At 60.8% G+C, this 18,486-nt stretch carries 15 protein-coding genes; 7 read left to right on the top strand and 8 right to left on the bottom strand.

Translation table 11 applies throughout. The annotated features are described in order from the left end of the window. Window positions 1–481: 481 nt before the first annotated feature. From BLL36_RS25900 to BLL36_RS25885, 4 genes are all read right to left on the bottom strand, one after another. Window positions 482–1,579 carry a DNA alkylation repair protein gene (locus BLL36_RS25900; RefSeq protein ID WP_076954442.1) on the bottom strand — a complete coding sequence of 366 codons (1,098 nt, stop codon included), beginning with the start codon at window positions 1,577–1,579 and terminating at the stop codon, window positions 482–484. Window positions 1,580–1,598: 19 nt separating this feature from the next. After that, entirely contained in the window at window positions 1,599–2,945 is a 1,347-nt protein-coding gene (locus BLL36_RS25895) for a glutamine synthetase family protein (protein WP_076954441.1), read from the bottom strand. Between the two features lie 10 nt (window positions 2,946–2,955). Beyond that, window positions 2,956–3,513: a helix-turn-helix domain-containing protein gene (locus BLL36_RS25890; RefSeq protein WP_076954448.1), complete on the bottom strand. Its 558-nt coding sequence runs from the start codon at window positions 3,511–3,513 to the stop codon at window positions 2,956–2,958. A gap of 98 nt (window positions 3,514–3,611) precedes the next feature. Then, window positions 3,612–7,901, bottom strand: coding sequence for a dermonecrotic toxin domain-containing protein (locus BLL36_RS25885; RefSeq protein ID WP_076954440.1), 4,290 nt, complete (start codon window positions 7,899–7,901; stop codon window positions 3,612–3,614). A 164-nt stretch (window positions 7,902–8,065) separates the two neighbouring features. Here BLL36_RS25885 and BLL36_RS25880 point away from each other — a divergent pair, with 164 nt between their 5' ends. Both BLL36_RS25880 and BLL36_RS25875 read left to right on the top strand, forming a co-directional pair. After that, complete coding sequence (locus BLL36_RS25880; protein WP_076954439.1) at window positions 8,066–8,374, top strand: RcnB family protein; 309 nt, start codon at window positions 8,066–8,068, stop codon at window positions 8,372–8,374. 77 nt (window positions 8,375–8,451) lie between these two features. Then, window positions 8,452–9,645 carry an MFS transporter gene (locus tag BLL36_RS25875; protein WP_076954438.1) on the top strand — a complete coding sequence of 398 codons (1,194 nt, stop codon included), beginning with the start codon at window positions 8,452–8,454 and terminating at the stop codon, window positions 9,643–9,645. On the opposite strand, the gene BLL36_RS25870 is transcribed toward BLL36_RS25875, so the two are convergent. From BLL36_RS25870 to BLL36_RS25855, 4 genes are all read right to left on the bottom strand, one after another. Next, window positions 9,608–9,880, bottom strand: a complete 273-nt coding sequence (locus BLL36_RS25870) for a DUF1652 domain-containing protein (protein WP_076954437.1) — start codon at window positions 9,878–9,880, stop codon at window positions 9,608–9,610. The genes BLL36_RS25875 and BLL36_RS25870 overlap by 38 nt on opposite strands. Before the next feature lie 103 nt (window positions 9,881–9,983). Continuing rightward, window positions 9,984–11,480 (bottom strand): helix-turn-helix transcriptional regulator, encoded by a 1,497-nt coding sequence (locus BLL36_RS25865; RefSeq protein WP_076954436.1) that lies wholly within the window; start codon window positions 11,478–11,480, stop codon window positions 9,984–9,986. 133 nt (window positions 11,481–11,613) lie between these two features. After that, complete coding sequence (locus tag BLL36_RS25860) at window positions 11,614–12,501, bottom strand: nitrilase family protein (RefSeq protein ID WP_076954435.1); 888 nt, start codon at window positions 12,499–12,501, stop codon at window positions 11,614–11,616. 150 nt (window positions 12,502–12,651) lie between these two features. After that, a complete protein-coding gene (locus tag BLL36_RS25855; RefSeq protein WP_076954434.1) occupies window positions 12,652–12,897 on the bottom strand; it encodes a DUF6124 family protein in 246 nt (81 codons plus the stop codon). A gap of 516 nt (window positions 12,898–13,413) precedes the next feature. Between BLL36_RS25855 and BLL36_RS25850 the strand changes: the two genes are divergently transcribed. From BLL36_RS25850 to mgtA, 5 genes are all read left to right on the top strand, one after another. Continuing rightward, entirely contained in the window at window positions 13,414–13,599 is a 186-nt protein-coding gene (locus BLL36_RS25850; protein WP_076954433.1) for a type II toxin-antitoxin system HicA family toxin, read from the top strand. A gap of 53 nt (window positions 13,600–13,652) precedes the next feature. Then, window positions 13,653–14,054 (top strand): type II toxin-antitoxin system HicB family antitoxin, encoded by a 402-nt coding sequence (locus tag BLL36_RS25845; RefSeq protein WP_076954432.1) that lies wholly within the window; start codon window positions 13,653–13,655, stop codon window positions 14,052–14,054. 40 nt (window positions 14,055–14,094) lie between these two features. Further along, window positions 14,095–14,439: an FKBP-type peptidyl-prolyl cis-trans isomerase gene (locus tag BLL36_RS25840; RefSeq protein ID WP_076954431.1), complete on the top strand. Its 345-nt coding sequence runs from the start codon at window positions 14,095–14,097 to the stop codon at window positions 14,437–14,439. 12 nt (window positions 14,440–14,451) lie between these two features. Continuing rightward, the gene (locus BLL36_RS25835; protein ID WP_076954430.1) at window positions 14,452–15,051 is read left to right on the top strand and encodes a GNAT family N-acetyltransferase; all 600 of its coding nucleotides are present in this window, start codon (window positions 14,452–14,454) and stop codon (window positions 15,049–15,051) included. Window positions 15,052–15,593: 542 nt separating this feature from the next. After that, window positions 15,594–18,299 (top strand): magnesium-translocating P-type ATPase, encoded by a 2,706-nt coding sequence (gene mgtA / locus BLL36_RS25830; protein WP_076954429.1) that lies wholly within the window; start codon window positions 15,594–15,596, stop codon window positions 18,297–18,299. Window positions 18,300–18,486 lie beyond the last annotated feature (187 nt).

Raw genomic sequence — 18,486 nt, 5'->3', positions numbered from 1 at the left:
CACTCGGTGCCTCGCCTAGGCTCGGCATGCCCGTAATCCGACATTGATTTGGGGGGCCGCCGCCACGCGCCATCCATGGCGCGGGGCGGCTAAACCGGCGTCCTGCCGGTTTACCCCCCAAATCAATGTCGAATTACGGCCAGCGTGGTTGACGGGGCGCCCCAGATCAAGATCAAAAACAAAGCGCGGCGGCCTTAGAGCCGACCGGTATTGATGTCGAACTCGGTTCAAAATGTGGGAGCTGTCGAGCCCCAGCGAGGCTGCGAAGGCGGCGGCACTGCTGGCATTTTGGTCGCCTGACCCACCGCTTTCGCAGCCTCGCTAAAGCTCGACAGCTCCCACAGGGAGATTGGTCAACTGAAAGTTGTGTAGATACCTATGCTGCGATAACGGTGGGTCAGAACCGAACAGGCAAGCTGACCCACCGTTATCGCAGGCAAGCCAGCTCCCACATTGGGATTGTGGTGTAGCTTGCATCGAGTCAGGCTCGCAGTTCGAATTCGGCGCTGCCCAAACGCTCCCCGTTCACCAATACATCTACCACATGCCTGCCCGGATAATGCCGGCGCGTCGTTAATTCGCGGATATGCTGCTCGCGCCGGAGGCTGTGATGCTCGCCCGCGCCGAGTGTAAACGCCTTGAGTTTGAAGACTTTGGCGGCGCTATGGCCGGCGCTTTTTACATAGTGGATCGCATAATCCACCACCAGTTTCTGTGGGGCGGCGGCGGTGGACTCGAGCGAGAACGACAGGTTTATCCGTTCCCCCAGGTTGATCACCGCCGGTGTCACGCTTAACCGATGAAGCGTCACCTCGGCCCTGGCCCCGGCGCCCATGATCGTCAGGGCGCGGCTGTTGCCTTGCTTGATCAGGCTACGCAGTGCATGGCGGGCGATCCAGGCCGTGTGAGGGTGCTCCAGGTTCCAGCTCTCGATCAGGCTGAGCACCCAGTCCGGGTGGTCCTTGGTGATGTCGTTGAGGTGGTTGGCCACGGACTTGCGCACATACAGGCTGTGGTCGGCCTTGAGATTGTCCAGGATCGCGGCGCACAGCTCAGGGTTGGCCTGCACCTGAGCCAGGCGGAACGACCAGGGCAAGCGCGGTCGCGAGCCTTCGCTGGCGAGGCGGCGCACGTGTTCGTCAGCGTCCAGCGACCATGCCTGCATCACCGCCAACGTGCGCTGCAAGTCGTGAAGCAGAAAGGGGCGGACGGCAAATTCGGCGGAGCCAAAAGGGGTGAAGTATTTGAGCGCGGCCATGGAGCGCTCGAAATCGTCGCGCCCGTAACTCGCGACGAAGTGCGGCAGGAACAGGCTGACAAACGCGCTGTTCAGACGCGGTGCCAGCGCATAAAGCAGCTTGAGGGTTTGCGCGTAATCCAGCGGTATCACCGCATGCAGGCTCTCGCTGACCCGTGCCATGCGCTGCATTACCGACAGCTCGGCCAGCCCTGACTTTGCGTGCTGGAGGAAGCCCTTGGCGTCGAACGCCGGGTACACCGCCGTCATCTCGTCGGCGATGTGGTGCAGGCGTTCGACGTTGAAGATTTCCTTGAGGGCCGGAGCGCTTTGGTCAGTCATCGTGATTCCATAGGGGGTGTCAGAGAAACCAGCGATATTCCCGCGCATGGATCTCCTGCTGGAAGGCCAGGTGGTCCTGGCGTTTGTTCTCGCAGTACACGTCGACAAATTCAGCGCCCAGCTTATCGCGCAACACCGGCTGATGCTGCATGGCGCGTACGGCGTCGAGCATTTCCAAAGGAAAGTCGGTGCCGCTGGTGCGGTCTTCGTTCAGCGGCGCGATGGGGTCGCGCTTGGCTTGCAGGCCATGTTCCAGGCCAACCAGGATGGCTGCCAGCACCAGGTACGGATTGGCGTCGGCACTGGCCAGGCGGTGTTCGATGCGCAGGTTGCGCGGGTCGGACTCGGGGATGCGCACGCAGGCGTCGCGGTCTTCAAAGCCCCAGCTGGCGCGGGCTGCCGCATTTACCGTGGCGCCCAGGCGGCGGAAAGCGTTGTGGTTGGGCGAGAAGATCGGCATGCAATGGGGCAGCAATTCCAGGCAGCCCGCCACGGCATGGCGCAGCGCCTGTTGCTGGTGCGCCGCCAGCAGGTTATTGCCCGCGCCGTCGTACAGGCTCACATGCACGTGCATGCCGCTGCCGGGGTGTTGCAGGTAGGGCTTGGCCATGAAACTGGCGCGGTAACCATGTTTGAGCGCCACGCCGCGGGTGCTGCGACAGAACAGCGCTGCCCAGTCGGCGGCGCGCAGGCCATCGCTGTCGTGGCCGAAGTTGATCTCGAACTGGCCGGGGCCGATTTCGGCGGTGATCACCGTGATATCGATGCCTTGGTCCTTGGCGGTACGGGCCATGTCATCGAGCACTTCGCTGAAGCGTGACAGCCGTTCGATATGCAGGTTGGGTTGATCATCCGCGTCACCGCTCAGCGGGTCGCGGGCGAATTGCGGCAGGCCGTTATCGAGTGTTTTGTCGAACAGATAGAACTCCAGCTCGAACGCCACCACCGGGTGGATACCCTTGTGCTGCAAGCGCTCCAGCACCTTGGCCAGCACTTCGCGGGGCTCGAATTCGATGGGGGCGTCGGTTCCGTCCGAGGTGATCAGCATCTGCCCCAATGGCTGGGATTCCCAGCTCACCGGCTTGAGTGTGCCCGGCACCAGCCGACGGTTGGCGTCCGGGTCGCCGTCGTTGAAGCAATAGTCGCCAATCTTGAACAACCCACCCTGGGCGCCCAGCAGCACGGCGTTTTGCGGCAGTTTCAAAGGGCTGCCGGCGGCGACCTTTTCCAGCATGTCGATCGGATAGCGCTTGCCGTAGAAATGCCCGGGAATGTCCAGGGCGATCAGGTCGACATAGCGGACCTCGGGATGGTGCTGGCGGAAGGTGCGGACTTCGGCCAGTAGCGAGGCACAAGGGCTTTTCACGGGGTTGCTCCTAGTTGTAGACCCACAGCACGCGGGTGGGCAGGTCAGTCAGGTTGGCGTAGCGGCAATGGGCGAAGCTGGCCAGGTGGAAGCTGTCGCCAGGGCCGAGGGTGACGGCTTCGGTTTCACCCTCCACCCACAGCGTCAACTCGCCCTCCAGCACGAAACCCGCCTGCTCGGCGCGGTCGCTCATGGTGTGTTCACCGCTGTTGGCACCGGGGGCCAACAGGCTGTCGAGCATCGAAAAGGCACCGTTCATGCTCGGCGAGACGAGAATGTCGGTGATGCCATTGGCGTAATACACCGTGCGTCGCTCGTCGGGGCGGGTGACCCAGTCCACCGCCTTGGGCTTGGGCAAGCTGTAGAAATAAGTGGTGGGCACGTCGAGGGCGTGGCTGATGGCGGTCAGGTCGGCCACGGTTGGCTGCGACAGGCCGCGCTCCACCTGGGACAAAAACCCCACCGAACGCTCGATTTTTTGCGCGAGTTGAGCGAGGGTGAGTTTCTTGTGTTTGCGCAGGTCGTGGATCAGCGTGGCGAGGGCGGCGAGTTCTTCTGTAGGTGTCATGAAATTAATATCTAAAAATTTCATGAAAAAATACAGTATTAATTTCACGCCGGCAATGGAGAAGGCCACGAAGGCGCCGCTCGCCGCGCACCGGCAGGTCAAGGGCGGAAGATAAACGGGATGACCGTCGCGCCTTCGCCGGGTTGCACGCCGCCTATCAAGGGTACCAACTGGCCGTCCCGGCGGGCGTGATGGGCCAGTGCCCGCACGTTAGCCGACTGTCGCTGCAGATTGAAAGCTGTAGGCGCGTGCGGGTTGTAGTGACGGGTAAGCACGTGGTCGGAATTCGTTCGGATTATTGTCAGCCAATACAGGGTTGGGCGCCCTTCGCGTCGAACCAGCAGCTCGCTGGGGTAACGTGTGTCCACCACGTGATAGTGGCTGTCGCTCAGCAATGCTCGCATCAGGTTTCGGGCAGTCGCGGCGTTGGGCATCACCGCGGCGTTGGCCGTCAAGGTTGCGGGCATACGGTCCGTACGAAACCTTAAGAGGTTGAACTGTGCCGATGGCTCCAGTGGCCAGGCACGTTGGTCTGGCGTTTGCGGCAGGCGGGGAAGCAGCGCCAGCGGATCGGCCGCAAAGGTCGAGGGCGAGCCTACCGATGCCGCGGCTGCGCGGCCCGACCAGCTTGTCCAGTCGTGCAGCGTGCGAAGCAACCTGGCATAGCCGCCCGCATTGAGCCCTGTGGGGTTGCTGCGGTTAAACAGCGCGGCGGCGAGGCGAGTCAGTGAGTGTGGGGTAAAGCTTGGGAATATGTGACTCAGCTGGCGTGCAACGGGGGCGCGGAACGGCAGCTGCGCGCCGATGAGCCAGCGTTCCAATGAAGCGTTGTATTCCACGATCCTGGGTTGATCGTGGAAATAGCGGTGCAGGAGGTCTTCGAACTGCACAAACGTCGAGCACGGACGGTCGCTCGGTACGATAGCGGCTCTGGCTCCGGCTACGGCCGAGGACTCGCTCCCCGGCAGCGTCGCATAATAGCGGCCCTCCATCTGGATGTATTCGACGGATCTCTGTCCCGGCGGCGCGTCACGCTTGCGCCAGACTCCCGGGCGTCCCGCCACGGCTTCCATCACAGCGGCATCGAAGCTTTGGCCCCAGTCGACAAAACGCTCCTCGGGTGGGCGCGGAGGTCGCGGGGCGGGCAATAGGTCGGGTTCGGTCGGCGCGCGGCTGGGCCCCGGAACAGGCTCCATGGCCGATGGCAGCGAACCGGGCAGGTCCCGTCCCTCCAGCCGTAACCTGAAACGCTGCGGTGTCACCATGAGGTACTGTGAAAATTCATCGAGCCGCGTTGGCGACCTTCGCAGATGCTGGACCAGCGCCGTTTGCAGTTCCAGCTCACGGTGCCGGGGAAACACGAACGAATCCAGGATCCGCCTGGCCTGTTCCACATCCAGGTAAGGGTAGAGGTCCATCAGCGCTCTTTGCGGCTCGCTCGCAAAGGGCGCGCCGCCGCGCAAGCCCAGGTGCGGGGAGCGAATCTCCCACAGGCCTTGCGGGTTGCGATAAAGCGGCTGGCCTTTATAGGCGCTGGGTGCACGCCTGGGGTCCTTGAGTCGCCACACCTGGGCGTCGCTGTCGCGGGCGATGGAATACCAGCGGCCATGTTCCTCGAGAAAGTGCTGGGGCGCCTGGTAGGTGCCCGCGTCCACCACGTCCCGCACGTAAATGTCCTGCGCCTCCCAACCTTGCAGGCGCTTGACGTCTGTGGGCGGTTTTTTCAGTGCCATCTTGCGGTCCAGACGTGGGTGCGCGCTCGCCGGGATACGCGGGCGTGCCGACCCTGCACCGGCCACGGCGCCGTCCAGCACCGCCCCCACCAACTCGCCCAATGCGCGCACGATGTAGTGCGCCGCACTTGCACGGTCGCCGAGCTGGGCCGCTTCCACCGCATTGATCACCGACAGGCTGCTTCTGGCCAGGCCGATGGGCAGCATGACCTTCACCGGGAAAAACGCCGTGGCGATGTCCAGGCCCGCCGTGACCAGCGTGGTAGCGCTGTCGTAATTGGCTTCCTGGGTGCTGGTTGACTGGGCATTCGCATCGTTGATCACCGCCGACGCTTCGGTCTGGTAGGCCTCTTCAAGAACGTTACCGGCGATGCGGGTCAGGGCGATGACCGGGTCGTTGGCGCCATCTTTGAGCAGGCTGCGAATTCTGCGTTGCGCAGTCAGCGTCACGCGGCCTACCAGGTAGTCCCGCCAGGCGCTGTGGTTGATGAAGTCGCGGTGCATGGCCGAGGCGTCTGGGTATTCGTGGAATACGCGCCCGGTCGGGCTCATGGGGGTGTAGACCACCCGCGAGGCGATCCCTTGTGAGGCAGTTGAAAACACCAGCACGCCGCGCACGCGTTCGCCGCGCAGCTTCAAGGCACTGACCACGACCCGGTGCCCTTCGACGCGAGTACGTTTGTCATCATCCGTCGGCCCGGCAAGCACACTCATCACCCAGTTGAACCCGCGGTCCAGTCGGTCCGTCAGGAAGTCACCAGCGATTTTCGCCTCCACGGCATCAACCCGCAGTTGCAGCGCCATGACCTCCATGTAGCGTTGCTGCTCGGCCTGGGCCGATGGCGAGGTGATCAGGCGTGCCTTGAGAAATTGCTCGTAGCTGTCGCCGATATTGAGGGTGCGCACCAGGTCTTTGATTTGCGCAACCGTCAACGCGGTAAAGGGCGCCTGTGCTTTATCGGTCAACCGTGAAAAGTTAGTGAAGTTAAGGTCCAGCCACTCGATATTTTCCAGGGCCAGTTCAGTCAGCGTCAGTTGGCGGGTGATGAACAGCGGCGTGCCCGGCGTCGAAGGGTGAGGTTTGCCACCGACCACGTAGCCGCCGATCAGCCGGGGGGCATAGGTTTTGGTGTGGATGAGGATGTCATCCGGGTCAACCGTCAGGCCGTGCTCGGCCTCAAGCACCCGGCGCAGTTGTTCGTTGCTGTACGCCAGCAAGGTCGCCGGGTCGCTGTACTGCGCCAGCGATGGCAGGGCCTCTGGTCCGGACAGCCTCAGCAAGTGCTCGACGTAAGCCTGTACAGCCTGCTCCCATTGCAGTTTGTCGTCCGGGGTCGCGGCCTTGAGAAAGTGCTGGAGCTGCAGGCGGGCCTTTTTCCGTTGCCGGGCGGCCAGCCAGCCGGCGGCGTCGAACGCGGGCGTGATAGTGGTGGTTCGGTCAAGGCTCTCGGGCAATTGAGTGATGTCCACGTCACTCGCGTGCCGCTGGTAATGGGCGACCATCCAACTGAAGTTCTCATCGACCCGAGTGCGTAGCGAATCGATGGCGTCGCTGAAAATCGACCTCAGCCGTTCGGTATAGCGAAATTGTCCGCTGAGGTTCTGCTGCTGGTGAAACGCCAGGCCGGAGGCACGGTCGTTCTCGTTCATCAGCGCCAGGAGGTCTGAAAATTCGAGGGGGCTGTTCAAGCGTCGGTGCAGTTCCAGGTCCAGGCTGGCCATTGAGTCAAACCCTTCAAACCCGCTGGCCGGCAGGAATAAAAGCACCGGGCCGACATTGGCCTGGGGTGTCACGTCTCGGGCCGCTGGGGTTTGTACCTCGCTTTGTGGGCGCACCTGTGGCGTTTCGTGACCGCGGGACGTGATCACGAAGGCGCCGTACAGCGGGATATCACTGGACAAATTGTCCCTGACCGCGATTGCGTAGGCGCAGGGCTTGTCGCCTTTGAGTGCCTGGCGGGAAAGCGCATCCGGCGTGCGCGCGACCTGCATCAGCAACAGCTCGCCTGCGCCCTCGACGACGCCGTCGACCTTGAGCAGTTCAATCTCGGCCTTCATCAGCTCAAGACGTTTTTCGCCCAACCACTGCTGGCACGTGCGGATATCGGCATCCTCGGCGGGGCCGCTCCAGAACGCGGCCTGGTGTGCCTTGAAGCGGGTCGCCAGGTCGCCGGCCAGAGTATTGAGAAAAGCGTCGAACGCCGCTGGGGTCAAGCCCAGGCCAGGGGCGCTGTCTTCGCCGCTGGAACTGAGATGAAACGTGGTGGTGTGGCCGGCATAGTTGGCCGGCGTCTGGGTGACAACGCGTCTAACCACCGCATCCATCAGGGTCGGCAGCAAAGGCTGTACGTCCAGGACCGTATTCTCGGTGTCGTCCGATGAAGCCTGGGCAGGTTTGTCCGACGGATCGACCGGGCTCGCCGCGTCGATACGCAGGTAGGTCTTGGTCATGGTTAGCGGCGTGGGTAACGCCGCGAAGGTTTGATTGAAGGCGTCCTGTACGCACTGATTAAAGGTCGGTTGTTGTTCCAGAACCTCCAGTATCTGGGTGTTCAGCCTGTGGATTTTTTCTGTCAGGCGGCTCGCCAGCGAGGTGTCGCGAGCGTTCAGCGCAGTGGTCAGGGGGTCAGGGGGGAGCAAGGTGCTGTAGCGCATAAGATGGCCTGGAAAGCGAAGTGAATGGCCATGTTGCCGCGCGTTTGATCAAGCCATGCACTACACAGGTAGTGCGTCGATGCAGTGCCCCTGTTGCTGGGCTGAATGATTTCGTGCGGCAGCGGTCCGAATCTGGGTACGCGCCATTCATTCAAGGAGCACCCATGAAATCCAGATCCCTAGTTGCCTGCCTGCTGGTCGCCACCGGCCTGTCCACCGCAAGCTTTATCGTGCACGCTGGCGATACCCCTCAAGAAACCGTGCAGCCTTCGAATATCAATGCCCGTGATTTGAAAGAAGGCGACCGCGCGCCGGACATGCTGATGCGCAAGGAATCGGCACTCGGCGACTGGAAAAAGCGCGGGCTCAAACAGCCTGAGGAAGAGAGCCAATGGACGCGGGTAGGCGATAAATACGTGTTGCTCAAGACCACCAACGGCACCATTCTTGAGATCACACCCGTCAAAAAATGATGGTGCCCGTTGCGCCTGCTCTGAGGTAAGGTAACCGGTTTATAAACGCCGCGTTACCTTCAAAGAAAGAGAGCAGGATGCTTGCCACAATAAGAAATTACCCCCGCACCGTTAACCTGTTGCTGTGCGCCACGTTGATGCTCACGCTGGCCAAGGCAATCACGTTTCCGTACCTGGTGATCTACCTCACCAGCCACTTCGCCCTCGACATCACCCAGGTCGGCCTGGTGATCGGCAGCTCGCTGATCGTCGGCTCGCTCCTGAGTGTGTATGGCGGGTTCCTGGTCGACCGCATCAACAGTTATCGCCTGCTGCTCGGCCTGAGTGTGCTGTTTGTGCTGGGCTTTATCGGCACGGTGCTTGCGCAGAATATCTGGGCGTTCTATAGCTGCCTGATCATGATCAACCTGGCTTACGCGGTGATCGACATCGCGGTCAAGGCCGGGTTTGCCAGCCTGTTGCCCCTCGAGGCGCGCAGCGAAGTGTTCTCCATCAAATACACCCTGACCAATATCGGGTATGCCGTAGGGCCTTTTTTCGGCGCGATGATTGCCAAGCTGGATATCAGCTTGCCGTTTATCCTTTCGGCGCTGTTGGGGGGAGGGTTTTTCCTGCTGTATTGGCGGTGGGGCGACCGCACGCTGGCGACTGTCGATGCGGCGCAAAAGCCGGTGCCTTTCCTCGCCGTCGGCCGCGTGTTGCTGCGCGACCGCCGCCTGGTCTGCTTCACCCTCGGCGGCGTGCTCAGCGCCGTGGTGTTCGGCCAGTTCGTCGCCTGGCTGTCGCAGTACCTGGTGATTACAACGACGGCTGAATACACCTACACCGTGATCAGCACCGTGCTTACCACCAACGCGGTGCTGGTGATTGCCTTGCAATACGTGATTGGCCGGCGCATTTCTCATCGTTACCTGGGCCAGTGGCTGATCGCCGGCCTGGGCATGTTCATGTTGGGGATCATCGGTTTCGCGCTGGCCGACAGTGTGCTGTGGTGGGTGCTGGCAATGGCGGTGTTCACGGTGGGGGAGATCATTGTGTTTCCCGCCGAGTACATGTTTATCGACCGTATCGCCCCGGACCACCTGCGCGGCATGTACTACGGCGCGCAGAACCTGTCCAACCTGGGCGCCGCCCTGGGGCCGGTGCTGTGCGGGCTGGTACTGGCCAGCCTGCCGGCGCAGGCCATGTTCTACATGCTGGGGGCGTTCATCCTTGGGGGCGGGGTGTTCTATTTCATCGGGGCGTCGTTGAAGGCCAGTCATCCAGCATGAGCTTGCCCACGGTGTTGCTTTGCAGTTCGTAACGCAGCTCTTCCACCATTTTTTCGACTTCTTGCGGGGTCTGCAGCCGGTTGGTGCTGATCCCGGTCACCACCAGGTCGACACGGCCGGTTTCGGCATCGTAGACCTTGAGGGTGAGGGACGCGTCCCGGCACAGGGTAAATTCACACGTCAGCGGCGACAGGCCTTCTTCGATGCAATTTCGCAGTTGGGCGAGGGTAAACATGTGGGTTCCTTCGGGGACGAATGTTCGACCCTTGAAGGTTATGGCTTGCCTCTGGCGCCAATAAGGCGAATTCGCACTAGCCGCACTAGTGCATTTGCACTTTTCATGAGCGCTTTTTGAGGCGCACTTCACCGGCAAACAGCCCGCGTTCACGGGCCCAGACCATGGCGGCGCTGCGGCTGTGTACCCCCAGTTTGGAATAGACCGTGGCCACATGGTTACGCACGGTGTTGGGCGCCAGTTTCAGGCGCGAGGCGATTTCCTTGTCGGCCAGGCCTTCACAGATCAGACCCAACACATCGCGTTCGCGGGCCGTGAGGTCGGTGAAGGCAATATTCGGCTGGTTAGGGCTGTTGACGCTTTTGGCGTTGGCCAATTTTTCGATGAGTGTCTGGCTGAACCACGAGGCGTCCTGCATCACTTCCTCGATGGCGGCCACCAGTTCCAGCTCCGAGCGTTTGCGTTCGGTGATGTTCATCATCACCAGCAGGTAGCACGGCGCGTCCTGGATGACCACGGTGTCGGCGGACACCACGCAGTCGATCACTTCGTTACCTTTCTTGCGCACCTTGAGGTCCTGGCCGTCGAGGTTGCCGGACTTTTCCAGGGTGGCGAACAGTTGGTCGCAGGCAGACTTGCTGTCGATAAAATCGATGTCTTCGATGGATTTGCCGATCAGCTCTTCGCTGATATAGCCGGTGATGCTCATGAAGGCTTCGTTGACGTCCACTACCTGCCGGTTACCGGCGCTGCACACCAGGGTCGGCACCGGCGTCAGGCGGAACGCCTTGGCAAAGCGTTCCTCACTCTGGCGCAGGGCAATTTCCGCTTTGCGCCGTGGCTCCAGGTCCATGAAGGAAAACAGCATGCAGTCCTCTTCGTTCATGTCCAACGGCTGGCCGGCGACAATCACCAGCTTGGTGCCGCCCCTGGGAAGCCGCAGCTCGGCCTGCATCTGGGGGATGGTCGCGCCTTCGCCCAGGCGCTGGATGGCCAGGTCCTTGCGTTCGGCTTGCTCCAGCACATCCAGTTCATAGACGGATTTACCGATGACTTGGTCGCGGTTGTAGCCGGTCATTTCCAGGAAGCCCTGGTTGACCTTGATGTAGCGCAAGTCGCTCAAGCGGCAGATCACCGCGGGCGCCGGGTTGGCGTTGAAGGTTTTTTCGAAACGCTGCTCGGCACTGGCCCACTCGGTGGCGTCGCTAAGGATCAGTACCAGCAACTCCGGCTCGCCCTTGGCGTCGGTGATGACCAGGCTGCGCAGGCGGTGCACCCAGGTTCTCTCTTCGTCGGCAGTGGGGGTGACTTCCACCACCACATCGCTGAATTCATCCCCCGCCGCCGCCCGGGCAAGGGGGTAACTGTCCGGCTGTAGAGGGTGATTGTTACGGTAGCGCAGGGTGAAACGCTCGGCATACTGCTGCCCATCGGCGCCCAGCCCCATCACATCGCCCACTCCGTGCATGGCCAGCGCGGCCTCGTTGGCCCACAGGATGGTTTGATCGACCTCGGCCAGAATCACGCCGTCGGACAGCCCGGAGATGATCTGCTGCAGTTGGCGGCGGTTGGTTTCTTTGGCAAGAACATCCTGTGTCATAAGTTCTCCTGGGGTTGGGCGCATACGCATGAAAGTTACGACATTTGTGCTTCAGGATAGTGCAGAGAAATTGCGCGGGATGGGGGTGCGAATGCACTGGGGGGTGGGGTGCATCTCGGCGCGCCATCTTCGCTTAGCGCGGAAACGCCGGATGCCGGTCGTACCCAAGCATCTGGTCGTAAAGATCAATGCGTCGATCCCTTTGCAGATCGTTGAGGTTGTTCCAGATCGGCGCGCTACGCGCCGTACTGAGGTTGATATCGGCGAACAAAACTTCCTGGCGATCGGCCGACGCTACCTGGCCGATGGGCCAGCCATTGGTGCCGGCAATCAGCGAACACCCCAGGTAGCGTGCATCGCGCTCCTCACCGATTCGGCTGGCGGCAGCAATAAACACGTTATTGACGTGTGCCGCCGTCATCGTCAGGTAGGACGCCATGCACCTTCCGGACTCATCGAACAAAGGGGGCGGGGTCCATACCCAGTTGTTCAGGCTGCAAATGATATCGGCGCCTTGCTGGCTGAGAATGCGCGGTACTTCGGGAAACCAGATGTCCCAGCAGATCAGCATGCCGATACGCCCGATGGGGGTGTCAAAGACTGGGAAACCTGTGTTTCCGGGCGTGAACCACAATTTTTCCAGATTCCAAAGATGAGCTTTGCGGTACTTGCCGATAAACCCGTCCGGGCCTATCAGCACGCTGGTGTTGAATAGTTGCACACCGTCGATTTCGCTCAGGCCCGCTGCCAGATATACCTGGTGCCGGGAAGCGAAATCGATCCATGCCTGCATGCTTCGCCCCTCAGGAACGACTTCGGCATGCTCAAAGGCATCTTGGCGGTTGGCGAAGAAATACCCGCAGTTTGAAAGTTCCGGTAGCACGATCAGATGGGCGCCGCCGTTCGCAGCTTCCGTGGCCAGCTCAAGGCTGCGCCGCAGGTTGGCGGTGCGGTGCTGCGTTCCGACTTGGGGATCAAACTGCACGACAGAAACACGGACAGGGCTGGTAGCTTGGTTCATTGCAGGGGCTCTCATGGGGAATGCTCTCCATAAGAGACGATAGGGCGGCAGGGCGTAAATCAGGTGCTTCCGATTGGGTTGTCAGTAGGCGGCTGCCAAGCGCGAGCGTTTATTCGCGGCAAGAAGCCCAGGCCTCTTGCCGCGACTTGCTCAGCTCGGCTGCATGCACTCCAGCGACCGGTCCACCATCACACTGGCCATGTCCACCAGATGCATGACCGAAAGCACCAGCGTGCGTGCAGTACCGTCCAATTGATCCCCCGCGGTCTGTGCGGCGACGGCCGCGCAGCGCAACACGCAACTGGCGTGGGCCAGGGCGTCTTCGAAGCTGAGGTCTGGGGTGGTGGTGAAGAAGTGCGGTTCTGAAGCGGGTGGTGCGGGGACAAGGTTGTCCATCTTGAAGCTCCTCTAGTCAGTAAGGAGCCGCCACGATCGCTGCTAAACGATGAAGGGTGGCGGCCACGCGCAGGTTAGCAGACCGGTGACTAGGAACCCGGTGCACCCGAGGGTGCCCTGCGCACGGCCACCATGAAGCGCGGGCCGAAAAAAAGCGCCCTGCAAAAGGTGGCGCTTTGCGCCTAGTCACATCGGCGGGCTGCTAAACCCGGTCACTGAATTGGCAGTGACCGACGAAGACTAGCCACGCGATTCGAGCGGCGCAAGCGGTTGGGATTCTCTCGGAAACGTCCTGCAAGTTAAAGCGAAATGTCGGTGATTTGCCTTTGATTGCGCACCAAGGCCACGGCACAAAAACTGACATTAGTACGCTGGCGCAAAGGTTTTACACATCGTCATCATCACCTCACACAAGCCCGCTGGTGGTTCAAGAGGGCTTTTTCATTAGTGTGTCTTGTGTGTACAAAAACACATTGCTATCTGGCGGTGTGTAATATACACATCCGAGGGTGAGTGATGAGAAGTCGAGAGGTGATTGACCTGCTGGTTGCGGATGGTTGGTTTGAGGTGGCAGTGAAGGGTAGTCATCACCAATTCAAGCATGCTGTGAAGCGAGGGAGGGTTACTGTCCCTCATCCCAAGTCAGAGATTGCCAAGGGTACTTTGCACAGTATTTTCAAGTCGGCGGGTCTCAAGCAATGATCTTGGTGAGTGAATTGGACGAACTTGGAAGAGACTCGTCCAGAGGAGGAGCAATGAAATTTCCAGTGGTAGTACACAAAGACGCTGACTCGGATTACAGCGTGACAGTCCCCGATGTACCGGGGTGTTTCTCGGCAGGTGGGTCTTTTTCCGAAGCGCTGGACAATGTTCGAGAGGCGCTGGCGCTGCACCTCGAGGGGCTGGTGGCCGATCAGGAACAGCTTCCTCAGGCGTTGGAAATTGACGCCCATTTGGGTAATCCGGATTTCACCGGCGGTGTTTGGGCGATAGTCGACTTTGATCTCACGCCCTACCTGGGCAAGTCTGTGCGGTTCAATGCTTCGTTGCCGGAGCACCTGCTGCAGCGCATTGATGAGCGTGTGCAAAAGGACCATCGCTACGCATCGAGGTCTGGTTTCCTGGCGACAGCAGCGTTGCGCGAGCTTTCTGCGTAAGACGATACGGGCAAACCACAGTTATCCAATGAGAATCCTCATGAGCAACAACGAACTCCAAATAACCGACATCCGTCCCGGCACCGGCAAAACCGTGGTCAAGGGTGCGCTGATCACCACCCAATACACTGGCACCCTGGAAGACGGCACGGTGTTCGATTCTTCCTGGGAACGCGGCAAGCCGTTTCAGTGCGTGATTGGCACCGGCCGGGTGATCAAGGGCTGGGACCAAGGCCTGATGGGCATGCAGGTCGGCGGGGTGCGCAGCCTGTTCGTGCCGGCGCACCTGGCCTATGGAGAGCGGTCGATGGGCGTGCATATCAAGCCCAACAGCAATTTGCGCTTCGAGATTGAGTTGCTGGAAGTGCTGACGCGGGACGATTGAAGGCAGGTAGACATGGACGTTGATTCACACGTGTTGCCGGGGTGCTCCGTGGCGGGCATTCAGGTGGTTGAGCTGGCCTCCGGCGATGAGGCCGAGCTGCAGCGGTTTTTTGAGCGGGCGCCGGGTTATTTCATCGCGGTCAATGGCGAGCCGGCCACGCCGACGCAAGCGCACGAAGAACTGCACGAGCAACTGCCCGCCGGGTGGACCTGCCGCCGGAAGTATTGGCTGGGGTATCGCGATGCAGAAGGGCGGTTGGTCGCGGTGGTGAACATTGCGGCGGATTTGTTGGCCGTCGGCGTCTGGTATATCGGGCTGTTGCTGGTGGATGCGGGTCTGCATGGCTCCGGGCTGGCGCAACGGCTGCATGCGGGCCTTGAGGTGTGGGCTGTGCGCAACGGCGCTCAATGGTTTCGGTTGACGGTGGTCATCGGCAATACCAGGGCCGAACGCTTTTGGCCAAGGCTTGGGTATGTGCAGGTGCGTACCCGTGAGGGCGTCACGATGGGGCGGCAGGCGAACAGGGTGTCGATTCAGGTGAAGGCGCTGGCGGGTGGCCGGGTTGATGAGTACTTGGCGTTGGTTGAACGGGATCGACCTGCAACCGCATAGTCACGAATGTACATCGTCCCCTGTGGGAGCTGGCTTGCCTGCGATGCAGACAGCTCGGTACATCAGGTACACCGAGTTGATGCCATCGCAGGCAAGCCAGCTCCCACAAGGGTTCCAATAAGCGCTTCCTGAACCCATCCTGAAGAATCCTCTTATTCCCCATGCGAGCACTTTCCTACGGTTTGGTCGGGGCGTAAGCTTCGCGCGTTTTCATCAATTGCGGAGACCCTCAGTGGGTACTTGTTCGAGTGACAGTAGTCGGCCGGTTCTGGTAACCGGCACGGACTTGGCAAGGTAACGCGCATGCTTTCGATGCCGTTGTCTCGCCAATAAAAAGCGAGAAGCGGCATCCCGGCAGCGGCCAGTCCTGGCCGTTGCCCCGAATCCCTCTCATCGACGCTGACCAGCACCTGACTGACCTCGGGATGCTACGGACGCGCCTGCCCTTTGCGGCAGGCGGGCCAAGCTGACTGTGCCTATGAAACGGGCGCGGTGCAGACGGCCGTACCTGCACGACGGTTTCCTCGCGCAGGAGTAACACCATGAACCTCACTGTCCTGAAAGAGTTCTTTGCCGGCTTCCTGCGGACCCGGCACATCGCCCGGCATTTCCGCCGCCTGGCGATGCTTGAAACCGTGACCGACGCCAGCGTCAGCCGCGAAGTCCCGCCGACCCTGGCACAAACCCTGGTCGCTGCGGCCAACACCAGTGCCGTGCAATTGCTCGGTACGCTGGGCAGCCATTGCGAGGGTTTGAACACCCAGGAAGCCGACGCACTGCGCGTGCAGTACGGCCTCAACGAAGTCGAGCACGAGCAGCCGCTGCCTTGGTGGGTGCACCTCTGGCACTGCTACAAAAACCCGTTCAACCTGCTGCTGACCCTGCTGGCGGTGATCTCCTGGCTGACCGAAGACATGAAGGCCGCCACGGTGATTTTCTCCATGGTGGTGCTGTCGACGTTGCTGCGTTTCTGGCAGGAGGCCAAGTCCAACAAGGCCGCCGATGCCCTCAAGGCAATGGTGAGCAATACCGCCACGGTGCTGCGCCGGGACGAAGCCAAACGCGTCGAATTGCCGATCAAGCAACTGGTGCCGGGCGACCTCATCGTGCTGTCGGCTGGGGATATGATCCCCGCCGATTGCCGCGTGCTCAGTGCCAAGGACTTGTTCGTGAGCCAGGCGGCGATGACCGGGGAATCGATGCCCGTGGAGAAGTTCGCCGAGCAACAGGACGCCAAGACCCGCAACCCGCTGGACCTGGAAAACATCCTGTTCATGGGCACCAACGTGGTGTCCGGCGCGGCGACGGCGGTGATCCTGACCACCGGCAATAGCACCTACTTCGGCGCGTTGGCACAACGCGTCACGGCTACCGACCGCGCGACCACCTCGTTCCAGCAGGGCGTCAACAAGGTCAGTTGGTTGCTGATCCGCTTCATGTTCGTGATGGCGCCGTTGGTGCTGTTTATCAACGGTTTCACCAAGGGCGACTGGACCGAGGCCCTGCTGTTCGCGCTGTCGATTGCCGTGGGCCTGACCCCGGAAATGCTGCCGATGATCGTCACGTCCACCCTGGCCAAGGGCGCCGTGTTTCTCTCGCGCAAAAAAGTTATCGTCAAGCGCCTGGATGCGATCCAGAACTTCGGCGCCATGGATGTGCTCTGCACCGACAAGACCGGCACGCTGACCCAGGACCGGATTTTCCTGGCACGCCATGTGGACGTGTGGGGCGCAGAGTCCGACGATGTACTGGAAATGGCCTACCTCAACAGTTACTACCAGACCGGCCTGAAAAACTTGCTGGATGTGGCGGTGCTGGAGCACGTGGAGGTGCATCGCGAGCTGAAGGTCGGCACGGCGTTTCACAAGGTCGATGAGATCCCGTTCGACTTCAATCGCCGCCGCATGTCGGTGGTGGTGGCCGAGCAGGGGCAGCCGCACCTGCTGATCTGCAAGGGGGCCGTGGAGGAAGTCCTGGCGGTGTGCAACAACGTGCGTCATGGCGACGTCAATGAAGCGCTGAGCGACGACCTGTTGACGCGCATTCGCCAGGTCACCGCCGCCTTCAACGAAGAAGGCCTGCGCGTGGTTGCCGTGGCCGCGCAACCGATGGCACCGGGACGCGACACCTACAGCCTGGCGGATGAGAAAAACCTCACGTTGATCGGCTACGTGGCCTTCCTCGACCCGCCGAAGGAAAGCACCGCGCCGGCCCTCAAGGCCCTCAAAGCCCACGGTGTCGCGGTAAAAGTGCTGACCGGCGACAACGAACTGGTCACCGCAAAGATCTGCCGTGAAGTGGGCCTCGAGCAACAGGGCCTGCTGATGGGCAACGATATAGAAGACATGACCGACGCCGAGCTGGCCAAGGCCGTGGAGACCACCAATGTGTTTGCCAGGCTGACGCCGTCCCACAAGGAACGCATCGTGCGGCTGCTCAAGGCCAACGGGCACGTGGTGGGCTTTATGGGTGATGGCATCAACGACGCGCCGGCGCTGCGTACGGCGGATATCGGCATTTCGGTGGACAGTGCGGTGGATATCGCCAAGGAGGCCGCTGACATCATCCTGTTGGAAAAGAGCCTGATGATCCTGGAGGAGGGCGTGCTGGAAGGCCGACGTACCTTCGCCAATATGCTCAAGTACATCAAGATGACCGCCAGCTCCAACTTCGGCAATGTGTTCTCGGTACTGGTGGCCAGTGCGTTTATCCCGTTCCTGCCGATGCTGCCGATGCATCTGCTGGTGCAGAACCTGCTGTACGACATTTCACAGATTGCGATCCCGTTCGATAACGTCGATGCCGAAATGCTCAGCAAGCCCCAACGCTGGCAACCGGGGGATGTAGGACGTTTCATGCTGTTTTTCGGGCCGATCAGTTCGATCTTCGACATCACCACGTTTTTGCTCATGTGGTACGTCTTCGATGCCAACACGCCCGACCACCAGACCTTGTTCCAGTCCGGCTGGTTCGTGGTGGGGCTGCTGACCCAGACGCTGATCGTGCACATGATCCGCACGCCGAAAATCCCCTTCCTGCAAAGCCGTGCGGCAATGCCGTTGATGGTGATGACCGGAGTGATTATGGCGGTGGGGATTTTCCTGCCGATGGGGCCGCTGGCGCACTACTTCAAGTTGCAGGCGCTGCCATCGCTGTACTTCGTGTTCCTGCCGGTGATCCTGCTGGCCTATATGGGCTTGACCCAGGCGGTGAAGGGTTACTACATCCGTAAGTTTGGCTGGCAATAACCGGGGGCCCGCCAGTCTAGGCTGTCGGGCTTTCGTCGACGCAAAGCCGACTATGCTTTTACGAGGAAAAGTCCTACAAACAATCGAGACTATCCCTTCATTTAATAAGGCAAACCATTGTTAAGGTTTCGCGCTTGCGCCTCAGGAACAAGGGCGTAGCTCTACGTGTTTACCGTGCTTTATCAAA

The sequence above is a fragment of the Pseudomonas cedrina subsp. cedrina genome, from assembly GCF_001983175.1.
Taxonomy (GTDB): Bacteria; Pseudomonadota; Gammaproteobacteria; order Pseudomonadales; family Pseudomonadaceae; genus Aquipseudomonas; species Aquipseudomonas cedrina.
This window is presented reverse-complemented; position numbering and strand designations above follow the sequence as displayed.

Coding starts and splice junctions, on each gene's coding strand:
- BLL36_RS25890 (WP_076954448.1), bottom strand. CDS start 3,513: ATGACACCTACAGAAGAACTCGCCGCCCTCGCCACGCTGATCCACGAC.
- BLL36_RS25865 (WP_076954436.1), bottom strand. CDS start 11,480: ATGACACAGGATGTTCTTGCCAAAGAAACCAACCGCCGCCAACTGCAG.
- BLL36_RS25900 (WP_076954442.1), bottom strand. CDS start 1,579: ATGACTGACCAAAGCGCTCCGGCCCTCAAGGAAATCTTCAACGTCGAA.
- BLL36_RS25885 (WP_076954440.1), bottom strand. CDS start 7,901: ATGCGCTACAGCACCTTGCTCCCCCCTGACCCCCTGACCACTGCGCTG.
- BLL36_RS25850 (WP_076954433.1), top strand. CDS start 13,414: ATGAGAAGTCGAGAGGTGATTGACCTGCTGGTTGCGGATGGTTGGTTT.
- BLL36_RS25875 (WP_076954438.1), top strand. CDS start 8,452: ATGCTTGCCACAATAAGAAATTACCCCCGCACCGTTAACCTGTTGCTG.
- BLL36_RS25840 (WP_076954431.1), top strand. CDS start 14,095: ATGAGCAACAACGAACTCCAAATAACCGACATCCGTCCCGGCACCGGC.
- BLL36_RS25860 (WP_076954435.1), bottom strand. CDS start 12,501: ATGAACCAAGCTACCAGCCCTGTCCGTGTTTCTGTCGTGCAGTTTGAT.
- BLL36_RS25855 (WP_076954434.1), bottom strand. CDS start 12,897: ATGGACAACCTTGTCCCCGCACCACCCGCTTCAGAACCGCACTTCTTC.
- BLL36_RS25845 (WP_076954432.1), top strand. CDS start 13,653: ATGAAATTTCCAGTGGTAGTACACAAAGACGCTGACTCGGATTACAGC.
- BLL36_RS25835 (WP_076954430.1), top strand. CDS start 14,452: ATGGACGTTGATTCACACGTGTTGCCGGGGTGCTCCGTGGCGGGCATT.
- BLL36_RS25870 (WP_076954437.1), bottom strand. CDS start 9,880: ATGTTTACCCTCGCCCAACTGCGAAATTGCATCGAAGAAGGCCTGTCG.
- BLL36_RS25880 (WP_076954439.1), top strand. CDS start 8,066: ATGAAATCCAGATCCCTAGTTGCCTGCCTGCTGGTCGCCACCGGCCTG.
- mgtA (WP_076954429.1), top strand. CDS start 15,594: ATGAACCTCACTGTCCTGAAAGAGTTCTTTGCCGGCTTCCTGCGGACC.